Origin of the sequence: Sutterella megalosphaeroides, assembly GCF_003609995.1 — a bacterium.
Classification (GTDB): Bacteria; Pseudomonadota; Gammaproteobacteria; order Burkholderiales; family Burkholderiaceae_F; genus Sutterella; species Sutterella megalosphaeroides.
The window spans coordinates 397,685-415,379 of sequence record NZ_AP018786.1 but is presented as its reverse complement, the minus strand read 5'-3'; the positions used below and the strand labels follow the sequence as shown (position 1 = coordinate 415,379).

Genomic DNA, 17,695 nt, shown 5'->3' with positions numbered 1-17,695 from the left:
TGCCGCAAGGCAAGCGCCCCTTTCGTCATACTGTGCGTCATCGACGACGCGCCGGGCTTTCGGCCCCCGGGGCTCAGAGCTTCAGCCCCAGCGCCTCGGCAAAGTCCTGGGTCTTCTCTTCGGGCAACGGCACGTAGCGCCCGTCGGGCATGCGCGCCACGCCGAACGGCACGTCGCGACCGCCCGCGCGGCGGTAGATTTTCGAATTCGTCCAGACGGCGTCGATCGCATCGTCGGGCAACTGCATCTTGCGCACGTCGAGCCCTCGGAAGTCCGCGTCGCGGAAATGCGTTTCGTGCTCGACGAGCGTCGCTTCGGGGTCCTTCGCGCTCAGAATCGCCGCGCCCTGCGGGGCGCTCCAGCGCGAAAGCACCGCCACGGGGTGCCAGACAAAGCGCACGCGGTCGCGAAACGGCGCGTACTGGTTCATCTGCCACAAGCACCACGGGCACTGCGTATCGAAGACCATGCGAACGACGATGAGGTCGTCGGCGTCTTCCGGCCCCTTCAGGGTGACGCCGCGACCGTTCTTTTCAAGTTCGCAAAAGAGCTCTTCCGCATTCAAGTCCGTCGGAACGGCGGGTTTGGCGGGCCAGGACGACGTGTACGCCGACGCGGGAGCGACAAAGCCGCCTGCGGCAAGCAGTGCGGCACCGAAAAGCGCCTCGCGGCGCGAAAAACGAGTCATGCAATTCTCTCCTTGGGTGTACCGCGTCCTCACGGGCGAAGGCGGCTTGTGTCAACCATCATGACACAACGGCGACGCGCGCGATACCCGAGCGGACCCGAGGAGCGTCGTCAAGCGCCCTCAAACGCCGTACACACGCACACGGTCGGGCGCCGACTTCGGCACACGGCATTTGTTAAGATAGCGGCCGTTCGAAAAAACGGCGCTGCGAGCACCCGCCTCTTTCGGCGCGGATCGACGCCATCACCCCTAGACGAGACTGCAATGAAATTCACCGAAATGCTTGAAGCCCGCTGGAATGCGGCCGACACGCTCCTTTGCGTCGGACTCGACCCCAATCCCGCGCGCTTCCCGAAGGCCCTGGCCTCGAAGCCCGATGCGATCTACGAATTCTGCCGCGGCATCGTCGACGCGACCGCCGATCTCGTGTGCGCGTTCAAGCCCCAGATCGCCTACTTCGCCTCCTGCGGCGCCGAGAAGGAACTCGAAGCCGTCATCGGCTACATCCACGAGTACTACCCGGCCGTCCCGGTGATCCTCGACGCGAAGCGCGGCGACATCGGGTCGACCGCCGAACACTACGCGCGCGAAGCCTTCGAGCGCTATCGCGCCGACTGCGTGACGCTTTCGCCCTTCATGGGCTTCGATACGATCAAGCCCTACCTCGCCTACGAAGACAAGGGCGCCTTCATCCTCTGCCGCACCTCGAACAAGGGGGGCGACGACATCCAGATGCTCACCGTCGAGGGCGAACGCATCTACGAACGCATCGCGCGTCTTGCCGCCACCGAATGGAACACCTCGGGCGAACTCGGTCTCGTGGTGGGCGCCACCTACCCGGACGAACTCGCCAACGTGCGCCGCATCGCGCCCGAACTCCCGCTCCTCGTGCCGGGGATCGGCGCTCAGGGCGGCGACGTCGACGCCTGCGTCAAGGCGGGCGTGACCGCCTCGAAGGGCGGCATGGTGATCAACTCGGGCCGCGCCATCATCTACGCGAGCGCCGAAGACGACTGGAAGGATGCGGCCCGCGCCGCCGCGGTCGCGACGCGCGACGCGATCAACGCCGCCCGTCGCTGATCGCCTCCGGCTGTTGCCGAAGTTGCCGACGTTGCGGGGCCGCGCCCCGCAACGCTCACGAAAAGTCCCGCGCGTCGCAGCGACCCGCGGGACTTTCTTTTGCCGGATTTTTGTCGGACTCTTCCCGCCCGAGAGGGCTACGCGAGCCCTCCGGAGCGAAAGCGGCGGAGGGCCTCAGAACGCTTCGAGAAGCTGGCCGTTTGCCGTGATGCGGTCCGCGAAGATTTCGAAGTGCGAAACGAGGTTCCCGTCCACGAGCTTCACGGTTCCTTGAGCGAGGGGCGCCGCCACGGCATCGGGCTGAACGAACGACTCGGGAATCGACATCTGGAAGGCGCCGAGGCGCGGCGCCGCCCCCGGCGTCGTCGCATCGGGGCTTTCGTAGGCGAGGCGCCCCGTAAAGGACGCCGTCGCGTCGCCGCGCGTCAACGCGCACTCGTCGAGCTCCCAAGCGAGTCCCCCCGTCACGAAGGCGTTTTGCACGGCGCCGAGCGCGGTGAGGAGCTGCGCCTCGGTGAGCCCCCCGAGGAAGACCCCCGCGCCGATCGAGGCAAATTCGTTGATCATGCCGGTCGTGAGCCCCGTGAGACGCGCGCGCACGGAGAAGCGGTCGTTCGCAACGCCGTTCACGACGGGCTTTTCCATGGAAAGGGTCACGTTTTCCGCATAGGTCGCTTCGGATTCGACCGTATCGAGTACGCCCCCGCCGGTTTTGCCCCCGGCTGCGGCGGCTTTGTCCTTCATGCGCTCCAATCGATAAGCGAGCGTCGTCTTCCCCGCGGAAAAGTCGTCCGTCACGGTCGCGCGCTCGATCGTGAGCGTCATGTCGGCCTCGTCGTCCGAGATCCCCCGGTAGTCGAGCCGCACGGGACCGATTTCAGTCCACACCTTGGGCTCCTTCGCCCCCTCCACCGGAATCGTATCTTCGACGCGCACGCCCTCAAGCGTGTACGCGATCGTCGGCAACTCGCCTTCGTCGGCGGGCGTGAACGAAATCGTTTGTTCTCCTATGGACCAGGTCGTGCCGAGCGACTCGTCGTGCAGGGCAAAAGCCGACCCGCGCCACGTCACGGGACGCATCGCACCGAAGGGCCCCCAGGAAAGGACGAGTTCGTCTTCGAACCCCCGAACGCCCGCCTGCTCCGGAAGCGTCCCGAGCCCTTCCGTCTGATCGAGCGACAAGCGGCTCTCAACGCCCCAACCGAAGCGCGTGCTCCCTGTCCAGTAGAGCGATTCGCCCGCTTCGGTGAGTCCCACTCGGAAGACGCGTCCGAGGAACGTGCGCTCCGATTCGACGTACGAGACCTCGAACCCTTCGGCTTTCGCGCGTTCGATCAGTCGGGCGACCTCCGCATCGTACGTGCGGCCTTCGTAATAGACGAGACCGATCCCCGCAGCGGCGGCCAGAAGAACGGCCGCTCCCGCTGCCGTCGTAGGTTGAAGTCGTCCCATAGCGGTTCCTCCCTCGTTGTTTTGTTGCGTGCGACGCGGTTACGTCGCATCGGTGGTGTCGGTCGATTTTTTCGCGGCCGCCGAACGGTCCGCACGGCTCACGAGCACCTTGTCGATGCGGCGCCCGTCCATGTCGACGATTTCAAAGCGCCACCCCTGCCATTCGGCGAGGTCCCCCTCGCGGGGAAGGCGCCCCAAGAGCAGCATCAGCATGCCCGCAAGCGTGTTGTAGCGCCCCATGGCCTCGTCGGGCACGCTCTTCAAGTCGAGCACGTCCTTCAATTCCGGCACCGGAATCAGCCCGTCGAGAAGCCACGTACCGTCGTCGCGGCGCGACGCCCAGGCGTCCCCTGGCTGTTCGGGCTTGAATTCGCCCGCAATGGCCTCCAGAACGTCGCGCGGCGTCACAAGTCCCTGCACCTCGCCGTACTCGTCGACGACGAGCGCCGCGGGCGTATCCGTGCGGCGGAAGTGTTCGAGCAGTTCCATCCCCGTGATCGACTCGGGCACGTAGGAGACCTCCATCAGATTCTTGCCGAAATCGGCCCGGCCGTCGACCATCATTTGTTTCAAGAGCGTACGCGTCGAGCAGAAGCCCTTCACGTTGTCGAGGCTTCCCACGCACACCGGAAGGCGCGAGCGGTTCGAGCGGCGCACCTTTTCCATGTTCGCTTCGATCGGATCCTCCAGGTCGATCCATTCGATGTCGGCGCGCGGCGTCATGAGGGAGCCCACCTGACGGTCGTCGAGTCGGAAGACGTTGCGCACCATGTCGCGCTCCGCCCGCTCGATGATCCCCGTTTCCTCCCCTTCGTCGATCATGGCGTGGATTTCCTCCTCGGTGACGCCCGCATCGGGGTTCTCGCGGATACCGAGGCGCCTGAGGATCGTTTCGGTCGACAAGCTCAAAAGTTTCACGAAGGGCGCCGCCACGAGCGAGAGCGCGTGAATCGGACCGGCCGCGCGGCACGCGAGCCGCTCGGGGTAAAACTGGCCGATGCGCTTCGGGACGAGTTCCCCGAGCACGATCGAAAAGTACGTGACGAGCACGACGACGAGCACGATCCCGACCCCCGAGGCCGTCTCCCGGCTCATGCCGAGGTCCGTCAGAAAGTCGGCCACGGGGCGCGCCAGGGCCGATTCGCCCACGATGCCCGAAAGAATCCCGATCGAGGTGATGCCCACCTGAATGGTGGAAAGCGCCCGCGTCGGCTCGGCGTTCAGTTCCCGCGCCCGCGCGGCGCCCGGCACCTGCTCGTTTTCCATGTGTTGGAGCCGGGCCCTTCGGCTCGTGACGAGCGCAATTTCACTCAGGGCGAAGAGACCGTTCAGGCCGATCAGGGCAAGCAGAAGAAAAACGTCGAACCAGCTGGACATAAAGGACGATGCGCCCCTTGAAGAGAGCGCCGAGAATTCGAAAAAAGCCGTCGGCCGCGTGCCGACGACTTTTCGATTTTAGTATTCGCAGGGCATCAGCCGAGGGTTCGTGCCGCCCATATAGGCCATCAGACCCTGAAGCGCTACGATACCCGCCGCCTGACGCACCGTTTCGCGCGAGCCCGGCACGTGAATCGTGCGCGCCACGGTGACGATGTCCCCGTCGGGCGTAAGTTCCCCCCAACCGATGCACACCGTGCCGACGGGCTTCTCGGGCGTGCCCCCCGACGGCCCCGCCACCCCCGTGAGCGCCACCGCGAGGGTGGCGCGCGAGCGTGCGAGGGCGCCTCGCGCCATGGCCTTCGCGACGGCTTCGGACACGACGCCTTCGCGCTCGATCACCTCCGGATCCACGTCGAGCAATTCCGTCTTCGACGGCGTCGCGTATGTCACGAACCCCCGGTCGAACCAGGCCGAAGAGCCCGCGACCGACGTGATCGCCGCCGAGACGAGGCCTCCCGTCAGACTTTCCGCCGTGACGATCACGTGACGGTGTTCCGCGGCAATCGATCCCAAGAGCGATGCGGCGAGTTCGAGCTGTTGCATGAGCGGTGCGGGCATGACGACCTCCTCAATCGATGAGTCACACGTAACTTGTTGTTATCTACGAAATATCTCGGCTTATCCGGCCGTGCGGTTCGCGCAACCTCAGGGCCAGAGGCCCGCGAGTTCCGCGACGATGCGAATCGCACCCCAGGCGTAAAGCGCCGCGAAAAGGTCGTCGATCATGACGCCCCAACCGTTTTTGAGCTTTTCGTCGAGGACCGACACGGGCCAGAGTTTGACGATATCGAAGACCCGGAAGGCCGCGAAGGCGGCCACCCACCACGCAAGGCCCGCCGGCAGAAACGCCGCCACAAGCCACACGGCCACCACCTCGTCGATCACGACGCCGCCGTGATCCTCGACGCCCAGGTGCTCGGCCGTCACGTCAGCGGCCCAAGCGCCCGCTACGGTGAGAATCGCCGCGAACACCACCCAGCCGAGGGTCGACACCCACGGGGAGAGAAGCGCGAACACGAGAATGCCCGCGAGCGTTCCCCAGGTGCCCGGAGCCGGCCGCATCGCGCCCGCTCCGAAAAAGGTCGCGAGGACGTGCGCCAGGTGCGACCAGGCAAAACGCCACGTGAGGCGCACGCGTTGTGCGGGATTCTCGGAACTGTATTTTTTAAGCATGTCACTCCTTCGGTGGAAAAGGGGCTTGCAGGGGGCCGAATCACTTTTCGGCGAAATGATCGAACCCCGCTTTCGGGAGTTCGACGGGGAGACCCCCGGCGGTACGCACGACGACGCGCCCTTCGGCCCGCGGCGTCACGCGCCCGATGCGGGTGACGGGCGTACCCGTCAAGACGCCCGCCTCAAGCACGGCGTCGCGCTTTTCGGGCGACGCCGTAAAGACGAGCTCGTAGTCGTCCCCGCCCGTCAGGGCCGCTTCGTGCTGCCGCGCGATCGTCATCGAGCGCAGCGCCGTCGAAACGGGCACCGCTTCCCAGTCGATTTCGGCCGAGACGCCCGAACGCTCGAGAATGTGCCCGAGGTCCGCAAGGAGCCCGTCCGACACGTCGGCCGCCGCACTCGCACGACGCAAAAGCGCTTCGCCGAGCGCGTTCCTCGGGGTCGGGCGATCCATGCGCGCCAAAACCGCATCGACCGCATCGGGCATCAGATCCCATTCGCCCCAACGGTATTTGAGCGCCGCGTAGGCGTCCCCCACCGTGCCCGAAACCCAAACGTCGTCGCCCGGGGTCGCGCCCGCGCGCGTGAGACCGAGCCCCGCGGGGAGTTCCCCCATGGCCGTGATGCTGATCGTCACGGGGGCGCGCGTCCCCTTCACTTCGGCCGTGCGCGTCGTGTCGCCCCCGAGAAGGGCGCACCCCGACTGCTCTGCAAGCCGCATGAGGCCGCGCGAGAAATCGGCCAGCCACCCGTCATCGCGACGCGGCAGCCCGATCGAAAGGAAAAAGGCACGCGGCACGGCGCCCGCGGCCGCAAGGTCCGAGAGGTTCACGGCGAGCGCCTTGTAGCCCACGTCCTCCGGATCCGCGTCGGGCAGAAAGTGCGTGCCCAACGCCATCATGTCGCACGTCACCGCGAGGCGTCCCGCCCCGGTGTCGATGATCGCGCAGTCGTCGCCCACGCCGCGACTGCGCCAAGCTCCGAAGGCTTCGTGCGTGAAATAACGCTCGATGATTTGGAATTCGCCGCCCTGAGGCATGGTTTTCTCCTTGTTCGAATCGTGCGGGGGACCGTGCGTCCCCGCGTTTCGGGTGAAGTCTAGCGCCCGGGCGGCGCCTTGGGGTTCACGGAAAAGCACGACGCGCGTTCGCAAAAAAAAGGCCGCTCCAAAGAGCGGCCCTTTTTTGCCGATAAGTCGCTGCCCCGCACGAGGCGCGGCGTCGAAACCCTTACTTGGCGGCTTCGGCGCACTCCTCGGCGCGCACGTCGCGGGCGACGTGTTCGAGCACGGCGTTCGTGAAGCGGTAGCCGCTCCCGAATTCCTTCGCGAGTTCGATCGACTCGTTGAGCACCACGCGCCAGGGCGTCTGCGGACAGTGCATGAGCTCGTACGTCCCGACGTAAAGAATCGCGTGTTCGACCATCGAAACGCGCTTCATGTCGCGGTCGACGAACTTCGCAAACTCTTCCTGCACCGACTGGGCGTTCGCGATCACGCCCGAGAGCAGTTCACGGAAGAGGTCGCGGTCGCAGTGCGCGAAGTCGCTCGGACGGATGTCGCACGCTTCGAGCTGTTCGCCTTCGTCGTGCATGAGTCCTTCGAGATTCGCTTCGATCGTCGCGAAACGAAGTTCCTGATCTGAGAGCCACTGGTAGAGACCGAGCAGCGCGAAGACGCGGGCGAGGTGTCGACCGGAGCGGGACTTGCGATGAGCCTTCTCTTGCGTCATCCCTTATTCCTCGTCGTCCGATTCGTCGCACTCGACCGCCACGAATTCCTTCGCGAGGTTGGCCATTTCAACGGCGCAACGGGCGCAGTCGCGGCCCTTCATGTCGATGCGTTCTTCGCACTGTTCGTCGTTTTCGGTCGTGAGCACGCCGTTGGCGATCGGGATGCCGTAGTCGAGCGAAATGCGGGTGATGCCGGCGCCCGACTCGTTCGAGACGAGTTCGAAGTGGTAGGTTTCGCCGCGGATGACGGCACCGAGAGCGATCAGCGCGTCGTATTCGCCCGTGCCCGCGAGCTTCTGCAGGGCGAACGGGATTTCAAGAGCGCCCGGAACGGAGATCTTCGTGACGTCTTCGTCCACGACGCCGAGCTTGCGCAGTTCGTCCATGCAGGCTTCAAATTCGCCGCGGCCGGCGTACTCGTTGAAGCGCGCCACCACGATACCGATGCGAAGCTCCGCCCCTTCAAAGGACGTGGGAACAATATCAACAGCCATTTTGGTCTCCAAGAGTGACCCCGGACGGGGTCGGGAGAAGGAAATCTAAGAAACATCGTGCGGACGAAAGCGCCGCACGGAATCGTCGTATTTTACATCGGTCGCACCGTCGGGGCCCTTCCTGCGGGCGCTCGAAACGCGCAACGCCGACAAAAAAGACGGGTCGGGTTCTCAAACCCGACCCGAGTCTTCGCTTCGGGGGCCTCGCGGGCCCCCGTGCCGGAAGGATCAGAAGAGCGAATCTTCGTCCTTCAGGGCCATCATGCGCTCGACGTAGCGGGCGATGGTGTCGATTTCGAGGTTGACGTAGCTCTGCGCCTTGAGGTTCTTGAGCGTCGTCACTTCGACCGTGTGCGGGATGAGGTTGATCGAGACGAGCGTGTCGAGCGCCGTGTCTTCGACCGAGTTGATCGTGAGCGAAACGCCGTTCACCGTGATCGAGCCCTTGTAGGCGAGATAGGGCGAGAGCTTGCGCGGCGCGCGCACGACGAGCTTCCAGGATTCGGCGACGGGTTCCATCGACTCGACCTGACCGACGCCGTCGACGTGACCCGAAACGAGGTGACCGTCGACGCGGTCGCCGAGGCGCATGGCCTTTTCGAGGTTCACTTCGCCGAACGTGTCGAGACCCGTCGTCTTCGAGAGGCTTTCGGCCGACACGTCCACCTTGAATTCGCGGTCCGTCTTGTCGACCACCGTCATGCAGGCACCGTTCACGGCGATCGAGTCGCCGATCTTCACGTCCTCGAGGCCGAGGTCGGGCGCCAGAATCGTGAGACGCACGCCGTTGCCGAGCTTCTCGGGTTCGCGAACCTTGCCGATGGCCTGAATAATGCCGGTAAACATCGTTTAGTTTCTCCTACAAATAATGCGAATGTCGCCGCCCAGGGGAGCGGTCTCGCGCACGCGCCAGCGCGGCGCCGCCCCGGGACTCGCGGGCGGCGAAAGACGCAGGGGCGAGAGCCCCGCGCCGAAAACACAGGGCGCCACGTACCAAAGCAGTTCGTCGACGAGGTCGGCCGAGAGAAGCGCGCCCGAAAGCCCCGCTCCCGCTTCGACGTGAACCTCGTTCACCTCGCGTTTGGCCAATTCTATAAGCAAACGCCCGAGGTCCACGTACCCCGCGCGCTCGGCGTCGTCGAGAACGATCACTTCGGCGCCCGCGGCTTCAAGGGCCGCGCGACGCTCGACGTGCGAGGCGCCTTCGCTCGTCGTGACGATGAGGACTCGACCGCCCGGCGTCGTAAGGAGTTTCGCCCCGGTCGGCGTTTCGAGGTGCCGGTCGACGACGACGCGCAGGGGCTGCCGCACCGCGGTTTCGCCGGGCAACCTCACGTTCATTTGCGGGTCGTCCGCAAGCACCGTACCGATTCCCGTGAGAATCGCCCCCGCCACGGCACGCCACGCGTGCCCGTCGGCGCGCGCCGCTTCGCCCGTGATCCACTGCGAGCACCCGTCGGGAAGCGCAATGAAGCCGTCCAACGTGGTGGCGGCCTTGAGTCGCACCCAGGGCGTGCCGCGCGTCATGCGGGTCATGAAGCCCAAATTCGTCTCGTAGGCTTCGTCGGAAAGGACGCCGAACGTCACCGCAACGCCCGCTTCTTCGAGCATGCGCAGACCGCGCCCGGCCACCTTGGGATTGGGGTCGCCCGTCGCCACCACGACGCGGGCCGCACGGTGTTCGATCAACGCCAGCGCGCACGGGGGCGTTCTGCCGTAGTGCGAGCAGGGTTCGAGCGTCACGTAGACGGTGGCGCCTTCGACGGTCTCGCCGCGCGCTTCGACGTCGCGCATCGCCATGACTTCGGCATGCGGCCCGCCCGTTTGCTGCGTGAAGCCCGCGCCGAGCAGTCGCCCGTCGCGCACAATCACCGCCCCCACCGACGGGTTGGGAGGCGAGATGCGCTTGGCTTTTTGCGCTTCGGCCAGCGCCAGGCGCATCCAGCGGACGTCTTCTTCGGTGAATTCTTTCGAAAAGCCGTCGTAACCCGACGGCTTAAGGTCGACGGACTCGTCCGAGACCGTCGCATCGCTCTTGCCGCACGTCGCACACATCGCTTACTTCACCCCGCGCGTGAGGCCCGTGGAACGGTCGGCCTTCGCAAGCGCCGCTTCGCCCGCTTCGTCGATCAGGGGCTCCGCGACTTCGCCCGCTTTTTCCGCTTCTTCGGCCTGCTGACGTTCCGCAACCGCGCGATGAATCATTTCGACGAAGCTCTCGGGGTCGTTCACGTTGAAGTACACCGACGCGAAGCGAATGTAGGCGATGATGTCGAGGCGCTTCAGGGCCTCGAGGACGAGCTCCCCGATGCGGCTCGCGCGAACTTCGCGCTCGCCCGTCAGAACGAGCACGCGTTCGATCTGGTCGACCGCTTCTTCGATGCGATCGGGCGAAACGGGGCGTTTCCGGAGTGCAAGCGCCATCGAGGCGCAGAGCTTCTTTCGGTCGTACTCCATGCGGGCGCCGCCCTTCTTGACGACGTACGGCATCGAAAAGGAAACGCGCTCGAACGTCGTAAAGCGTTTGCCGCATTTGGAGCATTGACGCCGACGCCGAATCACGGCTCCGGCGTCCGGAGCACGGGAATCGATCACGTTCGTGCTCGAGTGAAGACAGAAGGGACAACGCATGGGAAGGCTCCTGAGGTTGAGGGGGCGGAGAAAGTTTAGCGCATCGCCCCCGTCAAATACCACGGGTGGTGCGCGGACGGGGTGAAAACCCCAAAATTAGGATGGGCTGTGCCTCGAAACCCGTCCCCCGAATGCGACCGAAGCGCGTGCGAAAGGGCTTCGCAAACGCGCTTCGGAAAGGGTTTCGGTCGCGTCGGGGCGCCTGGGGAGGCCTGAGGAGGCTTGCGGTCACACGCCCCTCAAGCGTCCCGACGAGACTCGCCGGGAATCGCAGGAGGCGCCCGTCAGACCGGCACGCCGTAGACGGGATGCGCGGCGGTGAGCTTCGCGACTTCCGCGCGAACGCGCTCGAGAACGGCTTCGTCTTCGGGCGCTTCGAGGAGGTCGACGATCAGGTTACCCGTCTTGCGCACCTCTTCGGGACCGAAGCCGCGCGTCGTCATGGCGGGCGTGCCGAGGCGGATGCCCGAGGTGACGAAGGGCTTTTCCGGGTCGTTCGGAATGGCGTTCTTGTTGACCGTGATGTGTGCGGCGTTGAGGAGCGTCTCGGCGGCTTTGCCGGTAATGCCGAGCGGGCGCAGGTCGACGAGCATCACGTGGCTTTCCGTGCGGCCCGAAACGATGCGCAGACCCCGCGCGACGAGCGTTTCCGCGAGCACGCGGGCGTTTTCGACGACGGCCGCCTGGTAGTTGCGGAACTCGGGCGTGAGCGCTTCGCCGAGCGCCACGGCCTTCGCGGCGATGACGTGCATGAGGGGGCCGCCCTGCGTGCCCGGGAAGACGGCGGAGTTGATTTTCTTTTCAAGCTCGGGACGCATGAAGATCATGCCCCCGCGCGGGCCGCGCAGCGTCTTGTGCGTGGTCGTCGTCACGATGTCGGCGTGACCGAAGGGCGTGGGATAGACCCCGGCCGCCACGAGCCCCGCGTAGTGGGCCATGTCCACCATGAGGAGCGCCCCCACGGAGTGCGCGATCTCGGCAAAACGCTTGAAGTCGATCCTGAGCGAATACGCGGACGCCCCCGCCACGATGAGCTTGGGCTTTTCTTCCCGCGCAAGGCGCTCGAGCGCGTCGTAGTCGATCGCTTCGTCGGCGCCGAGCCCGTAGGGAACGGCACGGTAGTAGCGGCCCGAAATATTGAGGTGCATCCCGTGCGTGAGATGGCCGCCTTCGGCAAGCGACAGACCCAGAATCGTGTCGCCCGGCTCGAGGAGCCCGAAATAGACGGCGGCATTGGCCTGCGCGCCCGAGTGCGGCTGCACGTTCACGGCCATTTCGACGCCCGCGGGTTCGCAAAAGAGGCGCTTCGCGCGTTCGATCGCGATCTTTTCGACTTCGTCGACGTATTCGCAGCCGCCGTAGTAGCGCTTCCCGGGGTAGCCTTCCGCGTACTTGTTCGTGAGCACGCTCCCCTGAGCGCGCATCACGGCGGGCGAAGCGTAGTTTTCGCTCGCGATGAGTTCGATGTGATCTTCCTGACGGCGTCGTTCCGCCTCGATCCACTGCCAGACTTCGGCGTCTTCGTTTTCCAGCGACGTCTTGAACATGGGAGTCATCCTTTCCCGAGAGCCTCGGGGAAAAAGTTGGAATGGAAAATCAATGCGTCCCAGCGCGTTCGGCCAGGCGCGGGTTGAGCGAATAAAAGCCCTGCAATTCCGAGCACGCGAGCACGTGCCCCTTCATCGCTTCGGCAACGTCGCTCCACGTGAAGACTTCGGGCAACTGAAGCTCGGCGTCGAGCGCCGCCACGATCCAGCGGTAGACGTGGTGACGCGAATCGATCCCCGGAGGGCAGGGGCCGTCGTAGCCCGTACCGACCGCACCCGGCTCGACGGGGTTCCCCCGGCTGTAGTCGTTGACGCCCGCAAGGCCGAAGCCCGGCGCGAGTTTCGAATCGTTCGAAAGCGCCCCTTCGGCGATTTCCGTCACCTCGGCGGGCACGTTCGCCTGCACCCAATGGACGAACCGGCGACGCGGCTGCCAGGCGGGCAGTTCCCCGTCGACGAGTTCGCCGAAATCGGTCGGCACGTCGTCGTCGAGGCACGCCACGACGTAGGCGCGCGTTCCCTCGGGAACCTTCGACCAGGCGAGGTGCGGATTGAGGTTGTCCGACGGGACGGTTTCGCCCGATTCCCCGAGGCGCCCGTAGGCGCAACGTTCGGGAATGCGCCCGCCTTGAGCGAGCGTCTTCGAATAGAGTTCCATGCAGGCCTCCGATGGTTGGTGAGGATCGCCTTTCAGTGTAGCGGCTCCGGAGGAGGACTCGACTACGCCGATCGTCCTAGGTCGGGGCGCAAAAGGACGAGAAGCGAAACGCCCCGAGTCCTTGCGGAATCGGGGCGTTTCGTCGTGCGTTCGGCACGGGTACGGCGTACGAAGCCCGGAAGCGGGCTTCGGTCGGGTTTACTGCGCCCGATAGTCGAGCAAAAACGTGGCGGGGCCGTCGTTGAGAAGCGACACCCGCATGTGTTCGCCGAACTCACCCGTTTCCGTCTTCACGCCTTCGGCGCGCAACGCTTCGACGTACGCGTCGAAGAGAGCGCGCGCTTCGTCGGGCGGGGCCGCGTTCGAGAAGCTCGGGCGGTTTCCCGAGAGGCAGTCGGCCGCGAGCGTGAACTGGGAGACCGCAAGCACCGAACCGCCCGTATCGAGGATCGAGCGGTTCATGCGGTCGTTTTCGTCGGAAAAGACGCGCAGCTTCGCGGTCTTGCGGGCCGCCTTGGCGACGAGCTCGGGCGTGTCGCCGGGCTCCGCACAGACGAGCGCGAGAAAGCCCCCGTCCGTGCGTCCGACGATGCGTTCCCGCACCTCGACCGACGCGAAGGTTACGCGTTGAAGTACGATCCGCACGGCGCTTTTACTTCACCGTGACGCGCGCCCACTTGCGCTTGCCGACCTGGAGCACGAAGTTCGCGCCCGCGGCGATCTTGAGACCGCGGTCGGTCACGACTTCGCCGTCGATGCGAACGGCGCGGCCGTCGACGTTGCGGAAGGCTTCGCTGTTCGAAGGGGCGAAATTCACCGCCTTGATGAGCGCCGCAATGCCGATTTCGCCCGCCGGAGCTTCGACCGTCACTTCGGGCATGTCGGTCGGCATCGCGCCCGCACGGAAGCGGTTCACGAATTCGGCTTCGGCCGCATCCGCGGCGCTCGCGTTGTGGAAGCGCGTGACGATTTCCTTGGCAAGAAGCACCTTCACGTCGCGGGGATTGCGCCCTTCGGCGCATTCCTTCTTGAAGCGGGCGATTTCGTCGTTCCCGCGCAGCGACAGGAGGTCGTACCAGTTCCACATCAGGTCGTCGGAAATCGACATGACCTTGCCGAACATGTCGTTGGGCGCGTCCGTGATGCCGATGTAGTTGTGCTTGCTCTTGCTCATCTTGACGACGCCGTCCAGACCCACGAGCAGAGGCATCGTCAGCACGCACTGCGGTTCCTGACCGTACTGGCGCTGGAGTTCGCGACCGACGAGGAGGTTGAAGCGCTGGTCCGAGCCGCCGAGTTCGAGGTCGGCCTTGAGCGCCACCGAGTCGTAGCCCTGCATGAGGGGGTAGAGGAGCTCGTGCATCGCGATCGGAGCCTGTTCGGCCCAACGCTTCGCGAAGTCGTCGCGTTCGAGAAGGCGCGCGAGCGTGTAGCGGCTCGCGAGCTGGATGAGGCCCACGGACCCGAGCGGGTTGCACCACTCGGAGTTGTAGCGCACTTCGGTGCGATCAAGATCGAGCACGAGACCGGCCTGGTTGAGGTAGGTCTGCGCGTTCGTTTCGATCTGTTCGCGCGAGAGCGGCGGACGGGTCGCGTTGCGGCCCGAAGGATCGCCGATCGCGGCCGTGAAGTCGCCCACGAGGAAGATCACCGTGTGACCGAGATCCTGAAGCTGACGGAGCTTGTTGAGCACCACCGTGTGGCCGACGTGGATGTCGGGCGCCGTCGGGTCGAGCCCGAGCTTGCAGCGCAGCGGCACGCCCGTCGCCTTCGAGCGGGCGAGCTTTTGTTCGAACTCTTCCTCGATCAGGAAGGTGTCGGTGCCGCGGCGGATGAGAGCCATCGCTTCGCGGATGTCGTCGGTCACCGGGTAGAGCGGAGCGGCCGACGGTTTCTTTTCCTCAGTCATCGTCAATTCCTTTCGGTTGAATCGGCGCAGGGACTCCCTCCGAGAGCCGCCGCGCGGTTCGCTCGCCCGTCGGGCGGGCAAACGGCAACGCCCGAAGGCGCGGGTCCCGAAATTTTAGCCCAAACGCGTCGCCCTCCCCGCGAAACCGCCGAACGGATCTCCTCTAAAATGCCCGATGTTTTCTCGCGCCGCTTTACCATGACCTCCCCAACCCTTGTCGCCGCTTCGTTGCGCGGCCTCGGCCGCTCGTTTCTGCATTGGCAGCGGGGCTTTGCCGCGCGCCGCCGTTTCCCGCTCGTTCGAGCCCGAAACCGCCTGCTCGCGCTCGGCGGTCTGATCGCGTTCGCCGTCGGCGGCACGGTGTTCGCGCTCCATGCGGGCCCAGAACTTCGCGGCGTCCCCGCCCCCGCAACTACGGTGGTCGAACCCGTGGAGCTTGCGGGGCTGCGCGATTCGCTCCGGGCGCTTGCCGCGAACGCCCCCGTCGAGACGCGCTTTGCGGTGCTCGAAACGGGCGACACGCTTACGACGCTCTTCGCGCGCTTGGGACTCACCGACACGGAAGCGCTTCGCTTCCTGCGCTCCTCCCCCAAGACCCGTCCCTTCGTGCACCCGCAGCCCGGTCAGTTCGTGACGGCAGGCGTTTTTGAGGACGGTCGCATCGCCTTTTTGCACCTCTACATGGAAGGCCCCCACGACGCCGACTCGCGCCGCGTCGAAATCCGCCGCGAGGGGACGATCTTCACGGCCTCGGTGGAGCCCTTCGTCTATTCGACCACCGACGAACTCGTCTCGGGGACGGTCGGCCGCTCGACGGCCGCCACGGTGAAGGCGCTCGGCATCCCCGAAGAGGTCGCCGACCAACTGCCCCTCGTCTGGGAGGGCGCGAACGACCCGATCGCCCGACTCCGCGCGGGCGACACGCTTCGACTCATCTACGAAAAGAAGTACGCCGACGGTCACTTCGTGCGTAACGGGCGGCTTCTCGCCATCGAAACCGTGCGCGGCGACACCGTCGACGAAGCGTTCCTCTACGCGGGCGCGCGCTCCGAGGGCTTCTACACGATCGACGGCCGTTCGGCCTCGCAAACGTTCATGCGCATTCCGCTCGACGTGAAGGACGTGAGTTCGGAGTTTTCGCCCCTGAGGCGCCACCCGGTGACGGGCGTTCTGCGCGCCCACAACGGCACGGACCTGCGCGCCCCGACGGGCTCGCGCATTTTCGCCGCCGCCGACGGCGTCGTCGAGCGCGTTTCCTACGAAGCGCGCGGTTACGGCCACTACGTGAAAATCGACCACGGGCTCGGCCGCACGACGCTCTACGCCCACATGTCGAAGGTGGCGCGCGGGCTGCGTTCGGGTCAGCGCGTCGAAAAGGGCCAGGTGATCGGCTACGTCGGGATGACGGGTTTGGCCACGGGACCGCACCTCCACTACGAACTCATGATCGACGGCGTGCAGATCAATCCGAAGACGGCCGACCTGCCCGATACGGAAAATCTCTCCCCCTACCAGACGGCGCAGTTGCGTGCCCTGGCGGCGCCGTTACTCGAGCGCTTCGAAGAAGCCGCCCGCGCCGAAGGGGCGATAAGCCCCGGAGAGCTCAAGCGCGCCGCCGCGCTCGCGCGCGCCGAAGAGTTGCGACGCGAGGAAGAAGAGACGCTGCGCGAAGAGCGCGAAGCCGCCGAAGCAGCCGAGGCGGCCACCAAAAAATCCGAAAAGCCCGAAAAGTCCGGGGAGAAGACGAAGTGATCACGATCGGTTTGATGTCGGGCACGAGTCTCGACGGGGTCGACGCCGTTGCGGTCGACTTCGAAGCTAATCGCATGCAACTTCTCGGACGCGCTCACGCGCCTTTTGTGCCCGAGTTGCGCTCGGAACTCCTCGCGCTCGCCCTCGGGTGTGAGAACGAAATCGAACGCATGGGGGACGCCTCCCGGGGGTTGGCCGAAGCGTACGCCCTCGCCGTAGAGCGGCTTCTTAGGCAAACGCACCTCGCGCGCGAAGACGTCGCCGCCCTCGGCGCGCACGGGCAGACGATTCGTCACCGGCCCGAACGGGGCTTTACGGTGCAGCTCAATTACCCGGCACTGCTTGCGGAACTCACGGGGATCGACGTCGTCGCCGACTTTCGCTCCCGGGACGTGGCGGCAGGCGGCGAAGGCGCTCCGCTCGTTCCCGCCTTTCACGCGGAAAGGTTTCGGACGAATTTCCCTCGCGCCGTACTCAATATCGGCGGCATCGCCAACGCGACGCTGCTTCCGGCGCTCGGGGACGCGACGCCCGTTTCGGGGTTCGACACGGGCCCGGGGAACATGCTCCTTGACGCGTGGATGTCGGAGGCCTTCGGGCGACTCTTCGACGAAGACGGCCGTACGGCGGCCGAGGGGCGCGTCCTCGAGCCCCTCCTCGAAGCCTTTCTCGACGAACCCTATTTCCGACTTCCGCCCCCGAAATCGACGGGGCGCGAGCGCTTCGACTTCGCGTGGCTCGAAGCGCGCCTCCTCAAGCTCGATCCCCGTCGAACGCTCGACCCCCGGGACGTTGCCGCCACGGTGACGGAACTCACCGCCCTTACCGCCGCACGCGCGATCCTCGAAACGCAGCCCGGCACCGCGGAGGTGCTCCTCTGCGGCGGAGGAGCGCTCAACCCCACATTGAGAACGCGCCTTGCGGCGCACCTGCCCGACGTTCGCGTCACCGATACGGGCGAATACGGGCTTGACCCCATGGAGGTCGAGGGCGCCGCCTTCGCGTGGCTTGCGCGCATGTTCCTTTTGCGCCTCCCCGGGAATCTGCCCGCCGTCACGAGCGCTCGCGGTCCCCGGATTCTCGGCTGCTGGTACCCGGCCTGAGTACCCGTGCCCGCGAACACGCAACGCGATTGAAAAA

Annotated in this window: 17 protein-coding genes and 1 pseudogene; 3 read left to right on the top strand and 15 right to left on the bottom strand. The window is 65.6% G+C overall.

Annotated features, from left to right (window positions below; translation table 11 throughout):
- Positions 1-73: 73 nt before the first annotated feature.
- The gene (locus tag S6FBBBH3_RS02030) at positions 74-688 is read right to left on the bottom strand and encodes a hypothetical protein (RefSeq protein WP_232008812.1); all 615 of its coding nucleotides are present in this window, start codon (positions 686-688) and stop codon (positions 74-76) included.
- Positions 689-952: 264 nt separating this feature from the next.
- Here S6FBBBH3_RS02030 and pyrF point away from each other — a divergent pair, with 264 nt between their 5' ends.
- Positions 953-1,768, top strand: coding sequence for an orotidine-5'-phosphate decarboxylase (gene pyrF, locus S6FBBBH3_RS02025; protein ID WP_120176192.1), 816 nt, complete (start codon positions 953-955; stop codon positions 1,766-1,768).
- Between the two features lie 174 nt (positions 1,769-1,942).
- Here pyrF and S6FBBBH3_RS02020 read toward each other — a convergent pair whose 3' ends face one another.
- The 14 genes and pseudogenes from S6FBBBH3_RS02020 to tyrS all read right to left on the bottom strand — a co-directional run bounded on the left by S6FBBBH3_RS02020 (position 1,943) and on the right by tyrS (position 14,803).
- Positions 1,943-3,220 carry a hypothetical protein gene (locus S6FBBBH3_RS02020; RefSeq protein WP_120176191.1) on the bottom strand — a complete coding sequence of 426 codons (1,278 nt, stop codon included), beginning with the start codon at positions 3,218-3,220 and terminating at the stop codon, positions 1,943-1,945.
- A gap of 39 nt (positions 3,221-3,259) precedes the next feature.
- A complete protein-coding gene (locus S6FBBBH3_RS02015; protein ID WP_120176190.1) occupies positions 3,260-4,597 on the bottom strand; it encodes a hemolysin family protein in 1,338 nt (445 codons plus the stop codon).
- 78 nt (positions 4,598-4,675) lie between these two features.
- On the bottom strand, positions 4,676-5,218 hold the full coding sequence (locus tag S6FBBBH3_RS02010; RefSeq protein WP_120176189.1) for a CinA family protein: 543 nt from the start codon (positions 5,216-5,218) through the stop codon (positions 4,676-4,678).
- Positions 5,219-5,305: 87 nt separating this feature from the next.
- A complete protein-coding gene (locus tag S6FBBBH3_RS02005; protein ID WP_120176188.1) occupies positions 5,306-5,833 on the bottom strand; it encodes a phosphatidylglycerophosphatase A family protein in 528 nt (175 codons plus the stop codon).
- Between the two features lie 40 nt (positions 5,834-5,873).
- Positions 5,874-6,872, bottom strand: coding sequence for a thiamine-phosphate kinase (gene thiL, locus S6FBBBH3_RS02000; protein ID WP_120176187.1), 999 nt, complete (start codon positions 6,870-6,872; stop codon positions 5,874-5,876).
- A gap of 190 nt (positions 6,873-7,062) precedes the next feature.
- A complete protein-coding gene (gene nusB / locus S6FBBBH3_RS01995) occupies positions 7,063-7,563 on the bottom strand; it encodes a transcription antitermination factor NusB (protein ID WP_120176186.1) in 501 nt (166 codons plus the stop codon).
- A gap of 3 nt (positions 7,564-7,566) precedes the next feature.
- On the bottom strand, positions 7,567-8,058 hold the full coding sequence (gene ribH, locus S6FBBBH3_RS01990) for a 6,7-dimethyl-8-ribityllumazine synthase (protein ID WP_120176185.1): 492 nt from the start codon (positions 8,056-8,058) through the stop codon (positions 7,567-7,569).
- Between the two features lie 228 nt (positions 8,059-8,286).
- Positions 8,287-8,904: a riboflavin synthase gene (locus S6FBBBH3_RS01985; protein WP_120176184.1), complete on the bottom strand. Its 618-nt coding sequence runs from the start codon at positions 8,902-8,904 to the stop codon at positions 8,287-8,289.
- 3 nt (positions 8,905-8,907) lie between these two features.
- A complete protein-coding gene (gene ribD, locus S6FBBBH3_RS01980; protein WP_120176183.1) occupies positions 8,908-10,113 on the bottom strand; it encodes a bifunctional diaminohydroxyphosphoribosylaminopyrimidine deaminase/5-amino-6-(5-phosphoribosylamino)uracil reductase RibD in 1,206 nt (401 codons plus the stop codon).
- Positions 10,114-10,257: 144 nt separating this feature from the next.
- Positions 10,258-10,689 (bottom strand): annotated as a pseudogene (nrdR, locus tag S6FBBBH3_RS01975) (transcriptional regulator NrdR); the annotation flags it as partial.
- 284 nt (positions 10,690-10,973) lie between these two features.
- Positions 10,974-12,236, bottom strand: a complete 1,263-nt coding sequence (gene glyA, locus S6FBBBH3_RS01970) for a serine hydroxymethyltransferase (protein WP_120176181.1) — start codon at positions 12,234-12,236, stop codon at positions 10,974-10,976.
- A 49-nt stretch (positions 12,237-12,285) separates the two neighbouring features.
- Positions 12,286-12,894 carry a YbhB/YbcL family Raf kinase inhibitor-like protein gene (locus S6FBBBH3_RS01965; protein WP_120176180.1) on the bottom strand — a complete coding sequence of 203 codons (609 nt, stop codon included), beginning with the start codon at positions 12,892-12,894 and terminating at the stop codon, positions 12,286-12,288.
- A gap of 198 nt (positions 12,895-13,092) precedes the next feature.
- Complete coding sequence (dtd, locus tag S6FBBBH3_RS01960; protein ID WP_120176179.1) at positions 13,093-13,539, bottom strand: D-aminoacyl-tRNA deacylase; 447 nt, start codon at positions 13,537-13,539, stop codon at positions 13,093-13,095.
- Positions 13,540-13,546: 7 nt separating this feature from the next.
- Positions 13,547-14,803 (bottom strand): tyrosine--tRNA ligase, encoded by a 1,257-nt coding sequence (gene tyrS, locus S6FBBBH3_RS01955; RefSeq protein WP_120176178.1) that lies wholly within the window; start codon positions 14,801-14,803, stop codon positions 13,547-13,549.
- Between the two features lie 198 nt (positions 14,804-15,001).
- On the opposite strand from tyrS, the gene S6FBBBH3_RS01950 reads away from it, so the two are divergent.
- The gene (locus S6FBBBH3_RS01950) at positions 15,002-16,555 is read left to right on the top strand and encodes a M23 family metallopeptidase (RefSeq protein WP_120177783.1); all 1,554 of its coding nucleotides are present in this window, start codon (positions 15,002-15,004) and stop codon (positions 16,553-16,555) included.
- Complete coding sequence (locus tag S6FBBBH3_RS01945; RefSeq protein WP_120176177.1) at positions 16,552-17,658, top strand: anhydro-N-acetylmuramic acid kinase; 1,107 nt, start codon at positions 16,552-16,554, stop codon at positions 17,656-17,658. The genes S6FBBBH3_RS01950 and S6FBBBH3_RS01945 overlap by 4 nt, the downstream gene beginning before the upstream one ends.
- The last annotated feature ends 37 nt before the right edge of the window (positions 17,659-17,695 follow it).

Bases quoted from the DNA above. Each gene is read 5' to 3' on its own strand.
- nusB (WP_120176186.1), bottom strand. From the start codon at position 7,563: ATGACGCAAGAGAAGGCTCATCGCAAGTCCCGCTCCGGTCGACACCTC.
- S6FBBBH3_RS01950 (WP_120177783.1), top strand. From the start codon at position 15,002: ATGACCTCCCCAACCCTTGTCGCCGCTTCGTTGCGCGGCCTCGGCCGC.
- S6FBBBH3_RS02030 (WP_232008812.1), bottom strand. From the start codon at position 688: ATGACTCGTTTTTCGCGCCGCGAGGCGCTTTTCGGTGCCGCACTGCTT.
- S6FBBBH3_RS02010 (WP_120176189.1), bottom strand. From the start codon at position 5,218: ATGCCCGCACCGCTCATGCAACAGCTCGAACTCGCCGCATCGCTCTTG.
- glyA (WP_120176181.1), bottom strand. From the start codon at position 12,236: ATGTTCAAGACGTCGCTGGAAAACGAAGACGCCGAAGTCTGGCAGTGG.
- tyrS (WP_120176178.1), bottom strand. From the start codon at position 14,803: ATGACTGAGGAAAAGAAACCGTCGGCCGCTCCGCTCTACCCGGTGACC.
- S6FBBBH3_RS02020 (WP_120176191.1), bottom strand. From the start codon at position 3,220: ATGGGACGACTTCAACCTACGACGGCAGCGGGAGCGGCCGTTCTTCTG.
- S6FBBBH3_RS01985 (WP_120176184.1), bottom strand. From the start codon at position 8,904: ATGTTTACCGGCATTATTCAGGCCATCGGCAAGGTTCGCGAACCCGAG.
- S6FBBBH3_RS02015 (WP_120176190.1), bottom strand. From the start codon at position 4,597: ATGTCCAGCTGGTTCGACGTTTTTCTTCTGCTTGCCCTGATCGGCCTG.
- ribH (WP_120176185.1), bottom strand. From the start codon at position 8,058: ATGGCTGTTGATATTGTTCCCACGTCCTTTGAAGGGGCGGAGCTTCGC.
- thiL (WP_120176187.1), bottom strand. From the start codon at position 6,872: ATGCCTCAGGGCGGCGAATTCCAAATCATCGAGCGTTATTTCACGCAC.
- ribD (WP_120176183.1), bottom strand. From the start codon at position 10,113: ATGTGTGCGACGTGCGGCAAGAGCGATGCGACGGTCTCGGACGAGTCC.
- S6FBBBH3_RS02005 (WP_120176188.1), bottom strand. From the start codon at position 5,833: ATGCTTAAAAAATACAGTTCCGAGAATCCCGCACAACGCGTGCGCCTC.
- pyrF (WP_120176192.1), top strand. From the start codon at position 953: ATGAAATTCACCGAAATGCTTGAAGCCCGCTGGAATGCGGCCGACACG.
- S6FBBBH3_RS01965 (WP_120176180.1), bottom strand. From the start codon at position 12,894: ATGGAACTCTATTCGAAGACGCTCGCTCAAGGCGGGCGCATTCCCGAA.